This is a genomic window from Streptomyces sp. NPDC053665 (genome assembly GCF_055585285.1).
The window spans coordinates 66,570-84,634 of the sequence record NZ_JBVJKK010000012.1; the positions used below are offsets into that span (position 1 = coordinate 66,570).

Consider the following 18,065-nt stretch of genomic DNA (forward strand, 5'->3'; position numbering starts at 1 on the left):
CGCTGGAAGAGAGGTCGCGGTCCCCGCGGCTGAGGGAGGCAGAGTTGTTCAACGCGTTCGAGGAACTGTTCTCGCCCGGCCGCAAGCACACCCGGGACGAACAGAACCGGCTGGAACTGACCCGGGAGGACGTCGGGGACGGCGATCCCGGTCGCGGCCCGATAGACCTGGCCTCCGGCAAGGTCGTCGTACGCCCGCCGGACGACCCCGCGGAGTAGGCGCCGGCTGTCCGGGCGCCACCCTGCGGCCGAGGGCAGCGGCTGGCCCGCGCCACCTGGCGGCCGAGGGCACCGGCCCGCCGGCCGCCCCGGGGCCGCGCGAGGGCGCCGGTCGGCCCGCACCTGCCGACGGTCGAGACGGCACACCGGCCAGGACCGCACACCGGCCAGGACCGCACACAGCCCAGGACCGCATACCGGCCGAGACCGGACGGGAGATCGCCCCCCGGGGGCCGCGACCGTCAGCGGACGCCGCTCCGGCCGTCGGCCCCCGCTGCGTGGCTACCGGACCCGCACCTCCAGGATCCTGTCGTCCCCGTCCCCGGGGCTGCCCCGGCCGTCCGTGTTGCTGGTCATGACGTAGAGCCGGTCGCCGCCCGCCGCGACCACCGTGCGCAGCCGGCCGTACTCGTCCTCCAGGAACGGCTGCGGCTCCGCCGCCGCCTTCGTGCCGTCCAGCGGGATGCGCCACAGCCGCTTGCCGCGCAGGCCCGCCATCCAGACCGACCCCTCGGCGTGGGCGATGCCGCTGGGGGACGCCTCGCCCGTGGACCACTGCTCCACCGGGTTGTGGAACCCGGAGTCGTCCGAGGTGCCCTCCGCCTCCGGCCAGCCGTAGTTGTCACCGGGCTTGATCGCGTTCAGCTCGTCCCAGGTGTCCTGCCCGAACTCCGAGGCGAACAGCCGCTGCCGCCCGTCCCAGGCGAGCCCCTGCACGTTGCGGTGGCCGTAGGAGTACACCGGCGAGTCCGGGAACGGGTTGCCGGGGGCGGGCTCGCCCTCCGGGGTGAGGCGGAGGATCTTGCCGCCCAGGGAGTCCTTGTCCTGGGACAGGCCGGTGTCGCCGCTCTCGCCCGTGCCGGCGTACAGCATCCTGTCCGGCCCGAACGCGATCCGGCCGCCGTTGTGGACGAAGCCCTTGGGGATGCCCTTGAAGACGGTGTCGGGGGCGCCGAGCTGCTCGCCGGCGGGCTTGCGGTCGTCGTAGAGCATCCGCACGATGCGGTTGTCCGAGGCCGAGGTGAAGTACGCGTAGATCATGCGGTCCGAGGCGAAGTCGGGGGAGAGGGCGATGCCGAGGAGGCCGCCCTCGCCCGCCGCGGACACCCCGGCCACCTCGCCCAGCTCGGTCTTCTTGCCGGTCTTCTCGTCCACGCGCACGAGCGTCGCCTCGTCGCGTGAGGAGACGAGCAGGCCGCCGCCCGGGACGGCGGCCAGCCCCCAGGGGGAGTCCAGGCCCTCGGCGACGGTGCGCAGCACCTTCACCGAGCCCTTGGCGGGCGGGACCTCGGCGGAAGGCCGCGCCGGGGCGGAGGCTCCCGGCCCGGTCCGGCTCGCGGAGGCACTGCCGTCCGGAGCGGCGGACCCCTCGTCGCCGGAGGAGCAGCCGGCCGCCAGCAGGAGCGTGGCGGCGGCCAGGACGGCCGGCACGGCTCGACGTCGCACGATCTCGGTCCCTTCGACGGGGCGGGTCCTCTCCTTGTCATACACCGCACGCGCCCGGGAAGTTCCCGATCGGCCGAAGCCGGACCCGCCCGCACCGCCTTCCCCGGGCCGCCGCGGCTCAGTCCCAGGACTCCCGGGCCGGCGGGAGGTGCGCCAGCTCCTGCAGATCGCCGCTGGTCAGACGCAGCTGCGCCGCGGCCGAGTTCTCCGTGACCCACCGTTCGTGCTTGGTGCCCGGCACCGGCACGACGTGCTCGCCCTGGGCCAGGACCCAGGCCAGGGCGACCTGCGCGGGCGTGACGGCCGGCCCGTGCCGGCGGGCCACACGGCGCAGACCGGCGACGATCGGCTGGTTCGCGGCCATCATCTCGCCGGTGAAACGCGGGTGCCGGGCGCGCGGGTCGTCCGCCTCGAACCCGGCGCCGGGCCGCAGCCGGCCGGTCAGGAAGCCGTTGCCCAGCGGCATCGCGGCGAGGAATCCGACGCCCCGGCCCCGGCACCACGGCAGCAGCGTCCGCAGCGCCTCCGGCGACCACACCGACAGCTCCGCCTGCACCGCGCTCACCGGGAACACCTGCTGCACGCGCTCCAGTTGCCGCACGGTCGCGTCGTACGGCCGGACCCGGCCCCTGCGGGAGGACCCGGCACCCACCGCGCACAGGCCCAGCGCCCTCACCTTCCCGGCGTGGACGAGGTCCGCCATCGCGCCCCAGGTCTCCTCGACGGGCACCTCGGGGTCGGCCCGGTGCAGCTGGTAGAGGTCTATGACGTCCGTCTGGAGCCGCCGCAGCGACGCGTCGCACGCCCGTCTCACGTACCCGGGGCGGCCGTTGGCGACGATGTGCTGGTCGCCCACGAGCAGCCCGACCTTCGTCGACACGAACGCGTCGGAGCGCCGCTCCTTCAACACCCGCCCCAGCAGCAGCTCATTGGTGAAGGGGCCGTACATGTCGGCCGTGTCCAGCAGGGAGGCGCCCAGGTCCAGCGCCCGGTGCACCGCCCTGAGCGATTCGTCGCCGCGCCGCCGCGAGGCGCTGTAGGCCCAGCTCATCGGCATGCACCCGAGTCCGACGGCCCCGACCGCGAGTGCCCCCGCGCCGATCGTCCTGCGCTCCACGTGGTCGTGACCCTCCCCTGTTCCGGCCACCCCAACCTAACCTCTGCCGTGGCGCGGCCCTGACATAGCCTCCGGGGCATGACTGCTGACGTGTGGCTGCCCATCCCGCCGGACGAGATCGAGGGACTCCCCGAGGGTCCGGACTACCACTTCTGGGACGGGACGCAGGACTTCCCCGCGGACCCGGCCGACTGCGCCTTCTACGTCGTCCCCTATATGAAGCCCAGTGCGCTGTGCGTACGCCCGCTGCCCGGGATGCGCCGGGTGGAGGTGGTGCAGACGCTGTCCGCCGGGATCGACCACGTCGAGCCGGGCCTTCGGGGCCTGCGGCCCGGGGTGCGGCTGTGCAACGCGCGCGGGGTGCACGAGGCCAGCACGGCGGAACTCACCCTGGCGCTGGTCCTGGCCTCGCTGCGCGGGCTGCCCGACTTCGTGCGCGCGCAGGAACGGGGCGAGTGGCTCGGCGGGTTCCGGCCCGCGCTCGCCGACCGGAACATCCTCATCGTCGGCTACGGATCGATCGGCGCCGCCATCGAGGACCGGCTCGTTCCGTTCGAAGTGGCGCGGGTGGCGCGCGTCGCGCGCTCCGCGCGCACGACGGCGCGCGGGCCGGTGCACCCGCTCACCGACCTGCCCGCGCTGCTGCCCGAGGCGGATGTCGTCATCCTCTCCACGCCGCTCACCGAAGCCACCCGCGGCCTGGCGGGAGCCGACTTCCTGGCCCGGATGAAGGACGGCGCCCTGCTGGTCAACGTCGCCCGCGGACCCGTCGTCGACACCAAGGCCCTGCTCGCCGAGGTCGACAGCGGCCGGATCACCGCGGCCCTCGACGTCACCGACCCCGAGCCCCTCCCGCGCGAACACCCCCTGTGGCGTGCGCCGGGGGTACTGATCAGCCCGCACGCGGGCGGACCCACCTCCGCGTTCCTCCCGCGCGCCCGGCGGCTCCTGGTGGACCAGTTGAGCCGTTACGTGAACCGGGAGCCGCTCCGGAACGTGGTTCTCACGACGGGTGCACCAACCGACTGACCGACCTTCGGGTACCGTCCGCAACCTTCCAGGTGCGGTGGGTACTCATATATCTGTTGATCGTCACGGAGCGTAGAGAACCTATGTCCCTGTGTGACGAGACTGGTGTATCGTCCCGACAGGGGCTGCGCCGGGGACCGTTCGGCGCCGGGGACGAGCACTTCGGACTGTGAGGGGGGCGACAGGCGATGCACGGCCTATGGACGAGCGATCCGACGGGGCGGGGCGGCCGGCGGCGACCCGGGCGGACGGCCGCGGGCAGCCGCGGCCGGCGCGCCGATCACGGCGGCCACCGCACCCGTCACAGCGACCACCACACCCAGCACAGCCACCACCGCAGGGCCGGCGTCCGCCGACGGCAGGCCCAGCCGGTCCACCGGGGACCGCGGGACCCGGGCGCGGCGCGAACCGGGAGGGCCCGGTGAGCGCGCCCCCGACGACCCCCACGCTGGACGGAACGCTGCGGGCACAGCCTCCGTCCCGGACCGTGCAGCCGCCCCGTGTCCCGGCCCCCGGCCCTCGGCCGGGCCCGGCCCTCCAGCTCGTCCTCGCCCTGGCCTGCGCGGGCTACGCCGTCGGTGCCGCCGTCGGCTGGGGTTCGAGCCGACTGGCCCTGATCATGGGCGACTTCGGGCTCAGCGCGGCGGCAGCCGCCGCGGCGGTCTCGTGCTTCCTGTACGCCCGCAGCCGCCACACCCGCTTCCGGCCCGCCTGGCTGCTGTTCGGCCTCTCCTCGGCCATGGCGTCCCTGGGCAACCTGGTCTGGGGGTGGTACGAGGTGGTCCTGGGACTGCCCGTGCCCAGCCCCAGCTACGCCGACCTGTTCTTCCTCTGCTTCGCGCCGCCGGCGATCGTCGGGCTGCTCGTGCTCGCCAAACGGCCGGTGACCAAGGCCGGCTGGGTCTGCCTCGGGCTCGACGCCTGGCTGATCGGCGGCTCGTTGCTGACGCTGGCCTGGAGCCTCGCCCTCGCCCAGGCCGCGAAATCCGAAGGGCCGGGCGTGGCGCACACCGCGCTCTCGCTGGCGTACCCGCTGCTCGACATCGCCCTGGTCAGCATGGTGCTCGCGCTGCACTTCCGGCGCTCGGCGGTGAACCGCTCGGCCGTCAACACCGCCATCGGCGCCCTCGCGCTCACCGTGATGTGCGACGCCCTGTTCACCTCTCCGCTGCTGCACCACGGCTACCGCTCCGGCCAGTTGCTCGACGCGGGCTGGTTCGCCGGCTCGCTGCTCCTGGCCTACGCCCCCTGGGTCGCGCCCCGCACCGCGGAGGGCGACCGCCCGGGGCCCGACCGGGCCGGTGCCGAGACGCACTCGCGCGTGGTGCACGAGCATGTGCCGGGCCAGCGCGGCGGCGCACACCCCGCCCCGGCGGGACCGGGCCACGAGTCCGTCCGGTACACGGCGGCCCGGCCCATCGCCGGCTCCCTCGCCGCCCTCACGCCGTACCTCGCGGCAGCCGTGTGCACCCTGGGGATCCTCTACAACGTCCTCAACGGCCGCAGCGTCGACCGCGTGGTCCTGCTCACCGGCGGCACGGTGGTGCTCGCGCTCGTCGTGCGCCAGGGCATCATGCTGCTGGACAACATCACCCTCACCCAGGAACTGGCCCAGAAGGAGAACCACTTCCGCTCCCTGGTGCAGGGCTCCAGCGACGTCATCATGATCGCCGCCCCCAGCGGTGTCCTCAGATACGTCTCGCCCGCCGCCGCCGGGGTCTACGGCCGGCCCGCCGAGGACCTGGTGGGCACGGAACTGGCCGGTCTCATCCACCCGGAGGACCTCGGCTGCGTCGTGCACGAGGTGCGGCGCTTCCTCGCCGCCCACCCCGTCGAGGAACCCACCACGCGCATCGAGTGCCGCTTCCGTTCGGGCGAGGGCGGCTGGCTGAACGTCGAGTCGACCGTCAACCGCCACCAGGGCGGCCTGATCTTCAACTGCCGGGACGTGACCGAACGGGTCCGGCTCCAGGCCCAGTTGCAGCACAACGCCGAGCACGACCCGCTCACCGACCTGCCCAACCGCGCCCTGTTCACCAAGCGCGTCCAGCACGCCCTGTCCGGCCGCCGCGCCTCCGACCGGGGCCTGGCCCTGCGCAACACGGCCGTGCTCTTCATCGACCTCGACGGATTCAAGGCCGTCAACGACACGATCGGGCACCAGGCCGGGGACGAACTCCTCGTCCAGGCCGCGCGCCGGCTCCAGGACTCCGTACGGCAGGGCGACACGGCGTCCCGGCTCGGCGGGGACGAGTTCGCCGCCCTGATCGTCGGGGACCACACCCGCGACCGGGACGCGAGGGAGCGGCACATCCTGGAGCTGGCCGACCGCCTCAGGACCACCCTGTCCCAGCCGTACCTCATCGACGGCAACGATGTCCGGGTCAACGCCTCCATCGGCGTCGCCTTCGCCGAGCCCGGCCTCGGCGCGGGCGAGCTGCTGCGCAACGCCGACCTGGCCATGTACCGGGCCAAGGCCGGCGGCAAGGGGCGCGTGGAGCTGTACCGGCCGCAGATGCAGCAGGACGTGGTGCGCAAGGCCGAACTGGCCACCCGGCTGCGGGCCGCCCTGCACGACGGCGAGTTCGCCCTGCTGCACCAGCCGGTGGTGTGCCTGGAGGACGGCCGGATCACGTCGGTGGCCGCACAGGCGCGCTGGCGCTCCTCCCAGGGGGTGCTCTTCACCCCGGCGGAGTTCCTGCGTGTGGCGGAGGACGGCGGCAGAACGGCCGAACTGGGCCGCTGGATGATCGAGGAGGCGGTCGCGCAGGCCGCCGAGCGGCACGGCACGGGACCGGCCGTACCGGTCGCGGTCCGGATGAGCGCCCGGCGGCTGCTGGACACGTCGATGCCGCTCGGTTCGATCGAGGCCCTGCTCACCCGGCACGGGCTGCCGTCCGGCGCGCTGATCATCGAGCTGTCCGACGCCGACCCGAGGATCTCCCTGGACGAGCTGGAGCGGCGCCTGGCGGCCCTGCGGCGGGTGGGCGTACGGATCGCGCTCGACGGCTTCGGCAGCGGCTACGCGGCGATCACGGCCCTCAGGAGGCTGCCCGTGGACGTGCTCAAGCTCGACCGCGACCTCGTCGACGGCGTGGTCGAGTCGGCTCGCCTGCACAAGATCACCAGCGGGCTGCTGCGGATCGCCGGCGACCTCGGGCTCCAGTCCGTGGCCGAGGGGGTCGATCTGCCCGAGCAGGTGGCCGCCCTGCGCGCGATGGGCTGCACGCACGGACAGGGCATGGCGTTCTCCGGGCCGCTCGACGAGTACCGGCTGCGCCGGGCACTGGCCGGCGGCCGCTACCCGGTGCCCAACGCGCCGGCCGAGCCGGCGTTCGCGGGCGGCACCCCGCGTCTGTACAGCTCCGGCGTGTCCGCCGTCATCGGCGGTGGGACGGCCCTCCGCTCACATAATGAGACTCCCGTCCCACCCACTTGACAGTGAGTGCGTGCCGGGGGGAGGGTCATTGCCATGCGCACCCGAATTCTCGTACTTGGAAAGCGCGTCGGCTGACGCTGAGCCTCGACCGCTCAGCGACCCCACCCGGCGCGCTCCCCTCGCTTGCCTTACGGCACGAGGGGTTTTTTGTTGCACGAGCACCTGCCGTGCGGCAGGACAGCACCGCCCAAACCTCGCAAAAACCCTCAGCATCTGAGAAGAGATTGCCGATGACCGAGCAGGCCACCGGGGCCCACCACCCGCAGCCCCGGCCCCGATCCGGAGGACAGCACTCCGCCCCCGAGCACGTCACGGGCGCGCAGTCCCTCATCCGCTCTCTCGAGGAGGTCGGCGCCGACACGGTATTCGGCATCCCCGGCGGCTGCATCCTCCCGGCGTACGACCCGCTCATGGACTCCACCAAGGTGCGCCACGTCCTGGTCCGGCACGAGCAGGGCGCCGGCCACGCGGCCGAGGGCTATGCGCAGGCCACCGGCAAGGTCGGCGTCTGCATGGCGACCTCCGGCCCCGGCGCCACCAACCTGGTCACGCCGATCGCCGACGCGCACATGGACTCGGTGCCGCTCGTCGCGATCACCGGGCAGGTGGCGTCCAAGGCGATCGGCACGGACGCCTTCCAGGAGGCGGACATCGTCGGCATCACCATGCCGATCACCAAGCACAACTTCCTCGTCACCAAGGCCGAGGACATCCCGCGGGTCATCGCGCAGGCCTTCCACATCGCCTCCACCGGCCGCCCCGGCCCGGTCCTGGTCGACATCGCCAAGGACGCCCTCCAGGCGAGGACGACCTTCTCCTGGCCGCCGGCCATGGACCTGCCCGGCTACCGCCCGGTGACCAAGCCGCACGCCAAGCAGATCCGCGAGGCCGCCAAGCTGATCACCTCCGCCCGCCGGCCCGTGCTGTACGTCGGCGGCGGTGTGCTCAAGGCCAAGGCGACCGCCGAGCTGAAGGTCCTCGCCGAGCTGACCGGCGCACCCGTCACCACCACGCTGATGGCGCTCGGGGCGTTCCCCGACCAGCACCCGCAGCACCTGGGCATGCCGGGCATGCACGGCTCGGTGGCCGCGGTGACGGCCCTGCAGAAGGCCGACCTGATCGTGGCCCTGGGCGCCCGCTTCGACGACCGCGTCACCGGCAAGCTGGACAGCTTCGCCCCGCTCGCCAAGATCGTCCACGCCGACATCGACCCGGCCGAGATCGGCAAGAACCGCGCCGCGGACGTGCCGATCGTCGGGGACGCCCGCGAGGTCATCGCCGACCTGATCCAGGCCGTGCAGAAGGAGCACAGCGAGGGTCACCAGGGCGACTACGGGATGTGGTGGAACGACCTGAACCGCTGGCGCGAGACCTACCCGCTCGGCTACGACCAGCCCGGCGACGGTTCCCTCTCCCCACAGCAAGTCATCGAGCGCATCGGGCAGCTCGCCCCGGAGGGCACGATCTTCACCGCGGGCGTCGGCCAGCACCAGATGTGGGCCGCCCACTTCATCCAGTACGACAAGCCCGGCACCTGGCTCAACTCCGGCGGCGCCGGGACCATGGGCTACGCCGTCCCGGCCGCCATGGGCGCCAAGGCCGGGGCGCCGGACAAGGCCGTCTGGGCCATCGACGGCGACGGCTGCTTCCAGATGACCAACCAGGAACTGGCCACCTGCGCCCTGAACAACATCCCGATCAAGGTCGCCATCATCAACAACGGCGCCCTCGGGATGGTCCGCCAGTGGCAGACCCTCTTCTACAACCAGCGGTACTCCAACACCGTGCTGCACTCCGGCCCGGACGACGTCAACCCCGGGGCCCGGGGCACCCGCGTCCCCGACTTCGTCAAGCTGTCGGAGGCCATGGGCTGCTACGCCATCCGCTGCGAGGACCCGGCCGACCTGGACAAGGTCATCGAGGAGGCGAACTCCATCAACGACCGCCCGGTCGTCGTGGACTTCGTCGTCCACGAGGACGCGATGGTGTGGCCGATGGTCGCCGCCGGCACCTCCAACGACGAGATCATGGCCGCCCGGGACGTCCGCCCCGACTTCGGCGACAACGAAGACGACTGAGCGAGAGAGACGTAAAAGACCATGTCCAAGCACACGCTCTCCGTCCTGGTGGAGAACACCCCCGGCATCCTGGCCCGGATCGCCGCCCTGTTCTCCCGCCGCGGCTTCAACATCGACTCGCTCGCGGTGGGCGTCACCGAGCACCCCGACATCTCCCGCATCACCATCGTCGTCGGCGTGGAGGACCTGCCGCTGGAGCAGGTCACCAAGCAGCTCAACAAGCTCGTCAACGTGCTGAAGATCGTCGAGCTGGAGCCGTCGCAGGCCGTCCAGCGCGAACTCGTCCTGGTGAAGGTGCGCGCCGACAACGAGACGCGCTCCCAGATCGTCGAGATCGTCCAGCTGTTCCGCGCCAAGACCGTCGACGTCTCCCCGGAGGCCGTCACCATCGAGGCCACCGGCTCCGGCGAGAAGCTCTCCGCGATGCTCAAGATGCTGGAGCCGTACGGCATCAAGGAGCTCGTGCAGTCCGGCACGATCGCGATCGGCCGCGGTGCCCGTTCCATCACGGACCGGTCGCTGCGCGCTCTGGACCGATCGGCCTGAGCACCGAAGCGGGCGGTCGGCGCACCGCCGCCCGCCCGCATCCCGAGACCCTCACGCTTCCCTTCCGCCCCCCGTCATACGGTGGGACGCAACACCTGCACTCCCGAGGAGAGAACCCAAAGTGGCCGAGCTGTTCTACGACGCCGACGCCGACCTGTCCATCATCCAGGGCCGCAAGGTCGCGGTCATCGGGTACGGCAGCCAGGGCCACGCCCACGCGCTGTCGCTCCGTGACTCGGGTGTCGACGTCCGCGTCGGTCTGCACGAGGGCTCCACGTCCAAGGCCAAGGCCGAGGAGCAGGGCCTGCGCGTGGTGAGCCCGTCGGAGGCCGCCGCCGAGGCCGACGTCATCATGATCCTGGTCCCGGACCCGATCCAGGCGCAGGTCTACGAGGAGCACATCGCCCCGAACCTGAACGACGGCGACGCCCTGTTCTTCGGCCACGGCCTGAACATCCGCTACGGCTTCATCAAGCCCCCGGCCGGCGTCGACGTCTGCATGGTCGCCCCGAAGGGCCCGGGCCACCTGGTCCGCCGCCAGTACGAGGAGGGCCGCGGCGTTCCGTGCATCGCCGCCGTCGAGCAGGACGCCACGGGCAACGGCTTCCAGCTGGCCCTGTCCTACGCCAAGGGCATCGGCGGCACCCGTGCCGGCGTCATCAAGACGACCTTCACCGAGGAGACCGAGACCGACCTGTTCGGTGAGCAGGCCGTCCTGTGCGGTGGCACCGCGGCCCTGGTCAAGGCGGGCTTCGAGACCCTGACGGAGGCCGGCTACCAGCCGGAGATCGCCTACTTCGAGTGCCTGCACGAGCTGAAGCTGATCGTGGACCTCATGTACGAGGGCGGCCTGGAGAAGATGCGCTGGTCGATCTCCGAGACCGCCGAGTGGGGCGACTACGTCACCGGCCCGCGCATCATCACCGACGCCACCAAGGCCGAGATGAAGCAGGTCCTCGCCGAGATCCAGGACGGCACCTTCGCCAAGAACTGGATGGACGAGTACCACGGCGGTCTGAAGAAGTACAACGAGTACAAAAAGCAGGACAGCGAGCACCTGCTGGAGACCACCGGCAAGGAGCTGCGCAAGCTCATGTCGTGGGTGAACGAGGAGGCGTGACCTCCGGGTCCTGTGGCGGTGGCACCCGGCAGGGGGGCGCCGCCACAGGGCTTCGCCCGGACCGCTCCACTTCGGCGTCTCTCGTCCGGGTGATCCTTCCGCAGGGGCGCGAGACGACGCCCCCGGCGCCACTAGACTGCAGCACTACATACGCGTCAGGCCCACAGCGTCGTGCGTCTTCCACGCGGCAAGCACCCCTCCACCGCCTGCGGCCGTCGGGACGGCCGTCCGCAGCACTGGACTTGTGAGGACTCACGTGAGCTCGAAACCCGTCGTACTCATCGCTGAAGAGCTGTCGCCCGCCACCGTCGACGCCCTGGGCCCGGACTTCGAGATCCGGCACTGCAACGGCGCGGACCGCACCGAGCTGCTGCCCGCCATCGCCGAGGTCGACGCGATCCTGATCCGCTCGGCCACCAAGGTCGACGCCGAGGCGATCGCGGCCGCGAACAGGCTCAAGGTCGTCGCACGAGCCGGCGTCGGCCTGGACAACGTGGACGTCTCCGCCGCCACCAAGGCCGGCGTGATGGTCGTCAACGCCCCCACCTCGAACATCGTGACCGCCGCCGAGCTGGCCTGCGGTCTCCTCGTCGCCACCGCCCGCCACATCCCGCAGGCCAACGCCGCGCTGAAGAACGGCGAGTGGAAGCGCAGCAAGTACACGGGCGTCGAGCTCGCCGAGAAGACCCTCGGCGTCGTCGGTCTCGGCCGCATCGGCGCGCTGGTCGCCCAGCGCATGTCCGGGTTCGGCATGAAGGTCGTCGCCTACGACCCCTACATCCAGCCCGCCCGCGCCGCCCAGATGGGCGTGAAGGTGCTGTCGCTGGACGAGCTGCTGGAGGTCTCCGACTTCATCACCGTCCACCTCCCCAAGACGCCCGAGACCGTGGGCCTCATCGGCGACGAGGCGCTGCGCAAGGTCAAGCCGAGCGTGCGCATCGTCAACGCCGCGCGCGGCGGCATCGTCGACGAGGAGGCGCTGTACTCGGCGCTGAAGGAGGGCCGGGTCGCCGGCGCCGGTCTCGACGTGTACGCGAAGGAGCCCTGCACGGACTCCCCGCTGTTCGAGTTCGACCAGGTCGTCGCGACCCCGCACCTCGGTGCCTCCACCGACGAGGCGCAGGAGAAGGCCGGTATCGCCGTGGCCCGCTCGGTGCGCCTGGCGCTGGCCGGCGAGCTCGTGCCGGACGCGGTGAACGTGCAGGGCGGTGTCATCGCCGAGGACGTCAAGCCGGGCCTGCCGCTCGCCGAGCGCCTCGGCCGCATCTTCACCGCGCTCGCCGGCGAGGTCGCGGTCCGCCTGGACGTCGAGGTGTACGGCGAGATCACCCAGCACGACGTGAAGGTGCTGGAGCTGTCCGCCCTCAAGGGCGTCTTCGAGGACGTCGTCGACGAGACGGTGTCCTACGTCAACGCCCCGCTGTTCGCGCAGGAGCGCGGGGTCGAGGTGCGCCTGACGACCAGCTCCGAGGCGAGCGACCACCGCAACGTCGTCACGGTGCGCGGCACCCTCGCCGACGGCGAGGAGGTGTCGGTCTCCGGCACGCTGGCCGGTCCCAAGCACCTGCAGAAGATCGTCGCCGTCGGCGAGTACGACGTCGACCTCGCGCTCGCCGACCACATGCTGGTCCTGCGCTACGAGGACCGGCCGGGCGTCGTCGGCACGGTGGGCCGCATCCTCGGTGAGGCGGGCCTCAACATCGCGGGCATGCAGGTGTCCCGTGCGGTGGCCGGCGGCGAGGCGCTGGCGGTGCTGACCGTGGACGACACGGTGACGTCCGCGGTGCTGGCCGAGGTGGCGGCGGAGATCGGCGCGACGTCGGCCCGCTCCGTGAACCTGGTCTGACCCTTCCGGGTGAACCGGGGGCCGAGGCCCCCGGGACCTTTCCCCGGCAGCGGGATGCGCTCCTGGACGCCGGACGGGCCGAGCTGATCGGCCTGTCCGGCGTCTTGCCGTACCCGCGGGGAGCCGGCGCCCCGGCTCAGAGGCGGTGTGCCTTCAGGGCCATGTGCAACAGCAGGCGGTCCTCGCCGTCGTCGAGGTCGAGGCCGGTGAGCTTCTCGATCCGGGACAGGCGGTAGTACAAGGTCTGCCGGTGGACGCCCAGTTCGGCGGCGGCCCGGGCGGCCTGGCCGGCGCAGTCGAGGTAGACCTCGGCCGTCCGGGCGAGCTCGCGGTGGACGGGTGCGAGCAGGGTGCGCGCGACGGGGTCGTGGACGACCTCCGGGGGCAGGGAGGTCAGCAGCCGGTACGGCCCGATCGACGCCCACTCCGCGACCGGCCCCAGCCGGGGCTCGGCCAGTGCCGCCCGGGCCGCCGCCGACGCCTCCCACCAGGCGGTGCCCAGCTCGGCGAGACCGGCGCGGGGGGCGGCCACCCCGGCCGCGGGCCCGCCCGCGGCGGCCGGGCCCGCCGGGGCCGGGCCCTTCGCCGGCCGCGCCGGTCCCTGGAGCGGCCCCCCGGAACCGCCTCCCGTGCGGGCCCGGTCGAGCAGCCGTGCCGCCGCGGTGGCCGCCGGGGTCAGCACCTCGGGGGAACGCAGCCGGATCAGTACGGCCAGGCACTGCGAGGCGGCGCCCCACGGCAGGGTGCACAGCGCCGTCGCCCCCGGGACGGCACGCCCTGAGGGCGCGTCGTCCGGGTCCGCCGACGGCCAGGGGGCGACGCACACCACCGTGTGCAGCGCGTCGGCGCGGGCGCCGAGGGCGGTGCGCAGCTCGGCCACGGCCATGTCCCGGGGCCAGCCGCGCTCGGCGGTGAGGACCGCCCTCAGCTCGCGGCTGAGGTCGGCGCCGTGCTGGGCCTCGTCCGCGAGCAGGGCGCCGATGCGGGCCGTCACCTCCATGGCGGCGGACAGCTGCCGCTCGCCGGGGCCGGGGTCGTCGTCCAGCAGCCAGACGTAGCCGTGCACCACGCCCCGGTGGCGGACCGGGAGGCAGATCCGGCCCCGGTAGACGCCGGCCTCCGGGGTGGGCGGGATGCGGACCGGCCGGGTCGCACGGGTGATGCCGAAGCCCTCGAACCAGGCCCGGACCGCGGCCGTCGAGCGGCGGGTGAGGATCGAGCGGGTGCGCACCGGGTCCAGCGCCGAGGGGTCGAGGTCGCCCTCGCTGTCGTAGGCGCCGAAGGCGATCAGCTCGAAGTCGCGGTTCTCCAGCGTCGCGGGCGCCCCCAGCAGCTCCGAGATCTCGTCGACCAGCTCCTGGTAGTCACCCCTGTGTTCCGGTGTCACCCGGGCATTGTCCCTCACCACGGCCGACCCTTCATACAACTGTCTGAGATCTGCGGCACGGATGCGTGACAGCTGTCGATGGCAGACGATCGGAGGGATCCTTAGGTTTCACGGTGGTTCTCCGTGCCGTACCCGACGCGTCGCCCGCGAGGGGTCCGGCCTTCACGTTGCTTGTGCTCCTGGAGGTGCCCCGTGCTGGGTCCCGTGATTCTCGCCGCGTCTCGCAGCGACCGGATGCGACGCCTGATCTCGGCGGCCCCGGTGACCAAGCAGGTCGTCGACCGCTTCATCCCGGGCGAGGACGTCGACGACATCGTCCCGGTGATCCGCGAGATGTCCGAGCGGGGCCTGGAGCTGACGATGGACGTCGTCGGCGAGGACATCACCACCCCGGAGCAGGCCGCCGCCGCCCGGGACGCCTACCTGGAGCTGATCGACCGCCTCAAGCCGCTGGAGCTCGGCACCCGCGCCGAGATGTCGGTCAAGCTGTCGATGTTCGGCCAGGCCCTGGACGGCGGCCACGAGCTGGCCCTGGAGAACGTCCGTCCCGTCGTCGAGGCCGCCGCCGAGATCGGCACCACGGTCACCCTGGACGCCGAGGACCACACCACCCTCGACTCGATGTTCGCCATCCACGAGGAGCTGCGGAAGGACTTCCCGCAGACGGGCTGCGTCATCCAGGCCTACCTGTTCCGCACCGAGGACGACGCCCGCCGCCTCGCCGCGAGCGGCAGCCGGGTCCGCCTGGTCAAGGGCGCGTACAAGGAGCCCGCCTCGGTCGCCCACCAGGACAGGCACGAGATCGACCGGGCATACGTGCGCATCCTGCGGACGTTGATGGAGGGGGAGGGGTACCCGATGATCGGGTCCCACGACCCGCGCCTGATCGCCATCGCCCAGGAGCTGGCCCACCAGGCCGGGCGCAAGCCCGGCGACTACGAGTTCCAGATGCTCTACGGCATCCGCGCCGAGGAGCACGTCCGGCTGGCCGCCGAGGGACACCGCATGCGCGTCTACACCGCGTACGGCACCGACTGGTACGGCTACTTCATGCGGCGCCTCGCGGAGAAGCCGGCCAACCTGCGCTTCTTCGCGCGTTCGATGCTCACCAAGGGCTGACAGCTCGACCCGGGCTGAGACCGCCACACCGCTCAGTAAGGAGTTACGGAAAACATGGACGCTGTGACCCAGGTCCCCACCCCCGTCAACGAGCCGGTGCACGGCTATGCCCCCGGCTCGCCCGAGCGGGCCCGGCTGGAGGCCAAGCTGAAGGAGCTGGCCGACAACCCGGTCGACCTGCCCTGCACCATCGGCGGCGAGAAGCGGATGGGCGGCGGCGAGGCCTTCCAGGTCGTCCAGCCGCACAACCACAAGGCCGTGCTCGGCACGTACCGCAACGCCACGCAGGCGGACGCCCAGGACGCCATCGACGCGGCCCTGGCCGCCGCGCCCGCCTGGCGCGCGATGTCCTTCGACGACCGCGCGGCGATCATCCTGCGCGCCGCCGAGCTGCTGTCCGGGCCCTGGCGCGAGACGCTCGCCGCCTCCACCATGCTCGGCCAGTCCAAGACCGCCCAGCAGGCCGAGATCGACACGCCCTGCGAGCTGGTCGACTTCTGGCGCTTCAACGTCTCCTACGCCCGTCAGCTGCTCGCCGAGCAGCCGCCGGCCAACGCCCCGGGCGTGTGGAACCGTCTGGACCACCGTCCGCTGGAGGGCTTCGTCTACGCGATCACGCCCTTCAACTTCACGGCCATCGCCGGCAACCTGCCGACCGCCCCGGCCCTGATGGGCAACGTCGTCGTCTGGAAGCCGTCCCCGGCGCAGACCCACGCCGCCGTGCTGCTGATGCAGCTGCTGGAGGAGGCCGGTCTGCCCAAGGGCGTCATCAACCTCGTCACCGGCGACGGCATCGAGGTCTCCAAGGTCGCCCTGGAGCACCGCGAGCTGGCCGGCATCCACTTCACCGGCTCGACCAAGACCTTCCAGTACCTGTGGAAGACGGTCGGCGCCAACATCGAGAAGTACCGCGGCTACCCGCGCCTCGTCGGCGAGACCGGCGGCAAGGACTTCCTCGTCGCCCACCCCTCGGCCGACCGGGCCATCCTGAAGACGGCCCTGACCCGCGGTGCCTTCGAGTACCAGGGCCAGAAGTGCAGCGCCACCTCCCGCGCCTACATCCCCGCCTCGATCTGGAACTCCGGCTTCAAGGAGGAGTTCGCCGCCGAGGTCGACGGCATCAAGATGGGTGACGTCACCGACCTGTCGAACTTCATCGGCGCCGTCATCGACGAGCGTGCCTTCGCCAAGAACAAGGCCGCCATCGACCGGGCCCGGGAGGACGCCTCCTGCACGATCGTCGCGGGCGGCACCTGCGACGACTCCGAGGGCTACTTCGTCCGCCCGACCGTCATCGAGTGCACCGACCCGGACAACGAGGTGTTCCGCACCGAGTACTTCGGCCCGATCCTCGCGGTGCACGTCTACGAGGACGACCAGTACGACGCGATGCTGACCCAGATGGAGGCCGTCTCCGACTACGCCCTCACCGGCTCGGTCGTCGCCAACGACCGTGCGGCCGCCGCGTACACGGCGAACAAGCTGCGCTACGCGGCCGGCAACTTCTACATCAACGACAAGTCGACCGGCGCCGTCGTCGGCCAGCAGCCCTTCGGCGGCGGCCGCGCCTCCGGCACCAACGACAAGGCCGGCGCCCCGCAGAACCTGATGCGCTGGACCCTGACCCGCGCCATCAAGGAGACGCTGGTCCCGCCGACCGACTACACCTACCCGCACATGGGCTGACACCCCGCCGCACCGACGGGCCGGGTCGTGGGAAACGACCTGGCCCGTCGGCATGTCCGCAGGGAAGACTGGCCCGATGACCCCGAGCGTGCGCACCGCCCACACCGCCGACCTCGCCCCGGCCGACCTCGACGCCGTACGGGCCCTCCTCGACGCCGCGTTCGACGGCGACTTCGGCGAGGACGACTGGGACCACGGGCTCGGCGGCATGCACGTCCTCGTGCACGACGCCGCGGGCCTCGCCGCGCACGGGGCGATCGTGATGCGCCGCGTGCGCCACCGCGGCCGGTGGCTGCGCACCGGGTACGTCGAGAACGTCGCCGTCCGCGCCGACGCCCGCCGCCGGGGTCTGGGCGGACGCGTCATGGCCGGACTGGAACGCGTCGCGGAGCGCGCCTACGACCTCGCGGCCCTCTCCGCCAGCGACGACGGCGCCGCGCTGTACACCGCCCGCGGCTGGCGGGTGTGGCGCGGCGAGGTGCACGCCCTCAGCCCGCTGCACGGTGACGTCCGGCTGCCCGAGGAGGAGGGGAGCACCTATGTGCGCACCGCCCGCGCCGCCCTTCTGGACCCCGCGCACCCCCTGCTGTTCGACTGGCGGGACGGGGACGTCCTGTAGGCGTCACCCCAGGTCGGAGGGGTGTGACCCGACGCGCCGTCTCAGATAGTAGGAAGTCCGAGTAATTGTGGAGACAGACGCTCCGCCCTCCCTTAGCTTTGTAGGAGCCGAACGTCTCGCTCGACCAAGCGAATGGCGGTCGTGAGCCGGGCCCCCGTGCAGGCAATCCCTGCGGCCGTGCTCCCCGCCCCCTTCCGGCGTCTCGAATCCCCTTTCCTGCGCACTCCGTGCTGCTTTTCGAAGGAGTCGATGTCCCATGGCCGAGACGACCGTCCGCCGCCGAGTCCGCCACCTCTCCCGTACGAGCGAGTCCGACCGCAAGAACGCCGCCGCCGCGCTCCAGCGCGCCCTCGACCGCAGGGACAACGGCGGATCCACCGGCCACTGAGCCGCAGCCGGACCGGGAGCCGCCCGA

At 72.3% G+C, this 18,065-nt stretch carries 14 protein-coding genes; 11 read left to right on the plus strand and 3 right to left on the minus strand.

The window, feature by feature from the left end; translation table 11 throughout:
* Positions 1-44 precede the first annotated feature (44 nt).
* Entirely contained in the window at positions 45-218 is a 174-nt protein-coding gene (locus ACZ6ZN_RS32580) for a DUF6191 domain-containing protein (protein WP_398106428.1), read from the plus strand.
* A 282-nt stretch (positions 219-500) separates the two neighbouring features.
* Here ACZ6ZN_RS32580 and ACZ6ZN_RS32585 read toward each other — a convergent pair whose 3' ends face one another.
* Positions 501-1,664, minus strand: a complete 1,164-nt coding sequence (locus tag ACZ6ZN_RS32585; protein ID WP_469651764.1) for a PQQ-dependent sugar dehydrogenase — start codon at positions 1,662-1,664, stop codon at positions 501-503.
* Between the two features lie 118 nt (positions 1,665-1,782).
* Complete coding sequence (locus ACZ6ZN_RS32590; protein WP_398107097.1) at positions 1,783-2,781, minus strand: aldo/keto reductase; 999 nt, start codon at positions 2,779-2,781, stop codon at positions 1,783-1,785.
* A gap of 78 nt (positions 2,782-2,859) precedes the next feature.
* On the opposite strand from ACZ6ZN_RS32590, the gene ACZ6ZN_RS32595 reads away from it, so the two are divergent.
* From ACZ6ZN_RS32595 to serA, 6 genes are all read left to right on the plus strand, one after another.
* Positions 2,860-3,810, plus strand: coding sequence for a 2-hydroxyacid dehydrogenase (locus ACZ6ZN_RS32595; protein ID WP_469651766.1), 951 nt, complete (start codon positions 2,860-2,862; stop codon positions 3,808-3,810).
* A 421-nt stretch (positions 3,811-4,231) separates the two neighbouring features.
* Positions 4,232-7,249, plus strand: coding sequence for a putative bifunctional diguanylate cyclase/phosphodiesterase (locus ACZ6ZN_RS32600; RefSeq protein ID WP_469651768.1), 3,018 nt, complete (start codon positions 4,232-4,234; stop codon positions 7,247-7,249).
* Positions 7,250-7,479: 230 nt separating this feature from the next.
* Positions 7,480-9,327 carry an acetolactate synthase large subunit gene (locus tag ACZ6ZN_RS32605; RefSeq protein ID WP_398106424.1) on the plus strand — a complete coding sequence of 616 codons (1,848 nt, stop codon included), beginning with the start codon at positions 7,480-7,482 and terminating at the stop codon, positions 9,325-9,327.
* A gap of 21 nt (positions 9,328-9,348) precedes the next feature.
* Entirely contained in the window at positions 9,349-9,873 is a 525-nt protein-coding gene (gene ilvN / locus ACZ6ZN_RS32610) for an acetolactate synthase small subunit (protein WP_010048631.1), read from the plus strand.
* 121 nt (positions 9,874-9,994) lie between these two features.
* Positions 9,995-10,993, plus strand: coding sequence for a ketol-acid reductoisomerase (gene ilvC, locus ACZ6ZN_RS32615; RefSeq protein WP_398106423.1), 999 nt, complete (start codon positions 9,995-9,997; stop codon positions 10,991-10,993).
* 256 nt (positions 10,994-11,249) lie between these two features.
* Positions 11,250-12,839 carry a phosphoglycerate dehydrogenase gene (gene serA, locus ACZ6ZN_RS32620; RefSeq protein ID WP_451879550.1) on the plus strand — a complete coding sequence of 530 codons (1,590 nt, stop codon included), beginning with the start codon at positions 11,250-11,252 and terminating at the stop codon, positions 12,837-12,839.
* A 136-nt stretch (positions 12,840-12,975) separates the two neighbouring features.
* On the opposite strand, the gene ACZ6ZN_RS32625 is transcribed toward serA, so the two are convergent.
* Positions 12,976-14,226, minus strand: coding sequence for a PucR family transcriptional regulator (locus tag ACZ6ZN_RS32625; RefSeq protein WP_469651771.1), 1,251 nt, complete (start codon positions 14,224-14,226; stop codon positions 12,976-12,978).
* Between the two features lie 192 nt (positions 14,227-14,418).
* Here ACZ6ZN_RS32625 and ACZ6ZN_RS32630 point away from each other — a divergent pair, with 192 nt between their 5' ends.
* From ACZ6ZN_RS32630 to ACZ6ZN_RS32645, 4 genes are all read left to right on the plus strand, one after another.
* Positions 14,419-15,345 (plus strand): proline dehydrogenase family protein, encoded by a 927-nt coding sequence (locus ACZ6ZN_RS32630; RefSeq protein WP_451879549.1) that lies wholly within the window; start codon positions 14,419-14,421, stop codon positions 15,343-15,345.
* Between the two features lie 54 nt (positions 15,346-15,399).
* Positions 15,400-17,031 (plus strand): L-glutamate gamma-semialdehyde dehydrogenase, encoded by a 1,632-nt coding sequence (gene pruA / locus ACZ6ZN_RS32635; RefSeq protein WP_469651773.1) that lies wholly within the window; start codon positions 15,400-15,402, stop codon positions 17,029-17,031.
* Between the two features lie 76 nt (positions 17,032-17,107).
* Entirely contained in the window at positions 17,108-17,650 is a 543-nt protein-coding gene (locus ACZ6ZN_RS32640; protein ID WP_469651775.1) for a GNAT family N-acetyltransferase, read from the plus strand.
* 256 nt (positions 17,651-17,906) lie between these two features.
* A complete protein-coding gene (locus ACZ6ZN_RS32645) occupies positions 17,907-18,038 on the plus strand; it encodes a hypothetical protein (RefSeq protein WP_389093301.1) in 132 nt (43 codons plus the stop codon).
* Positions 18,039-18,065: the final 27 nt, after the last annotated feature.

What these genes read in the sequence shown, in the direction of transcription:
- ACZ6ZN_RS32595 (WP_469651766.1), top strand. Translation starts at nt 2,860, where the DNA reads ATGACTGCTGACGTGTGGCTGCCCATCCCGCCGGACGAGATCGAGGGA.
- ACZ6ZN_RS32605 (WP_398106424.1), top strand. Translation starts at nt 7,480, where the DNA reads ATGACCGAGCAGGCCACCGGGGCCCACCACCCGCAGCCCCGGCCCCGA.
- ilvN (WP_010048631.1), top strand. Translation starts at nt 9,349, where the DNA reads ATGTCCAAGCACACGCTCTCCGTCCTGGTGGAGAACACCCCCGGCATC.
- pruA (WP_469651773.1), top strand. Translation starts at nt 15,400, where the DNA reads ATGGACGCTGTGACCCAGGTCCCCACCCCCGTCAACGAGCCGGTGCAC.
- ACZ6ZN_RS32640 (WP_469651775.1), top strand. Translation starts at nt 17,108, where the DNA reads ATGACCCCGAGCGTGCGCACCGCCCACACCGCCGACCTCGCCCCGGCC.
- ACZ6ZN_RS32645 (WP_389093301.1), top strand. Translation starts at nt 17,907, where the DNA reads ATGGCCGAGACGACCGTCCGCCGCCGAGTCCGCCACCTCTCCCGTACG.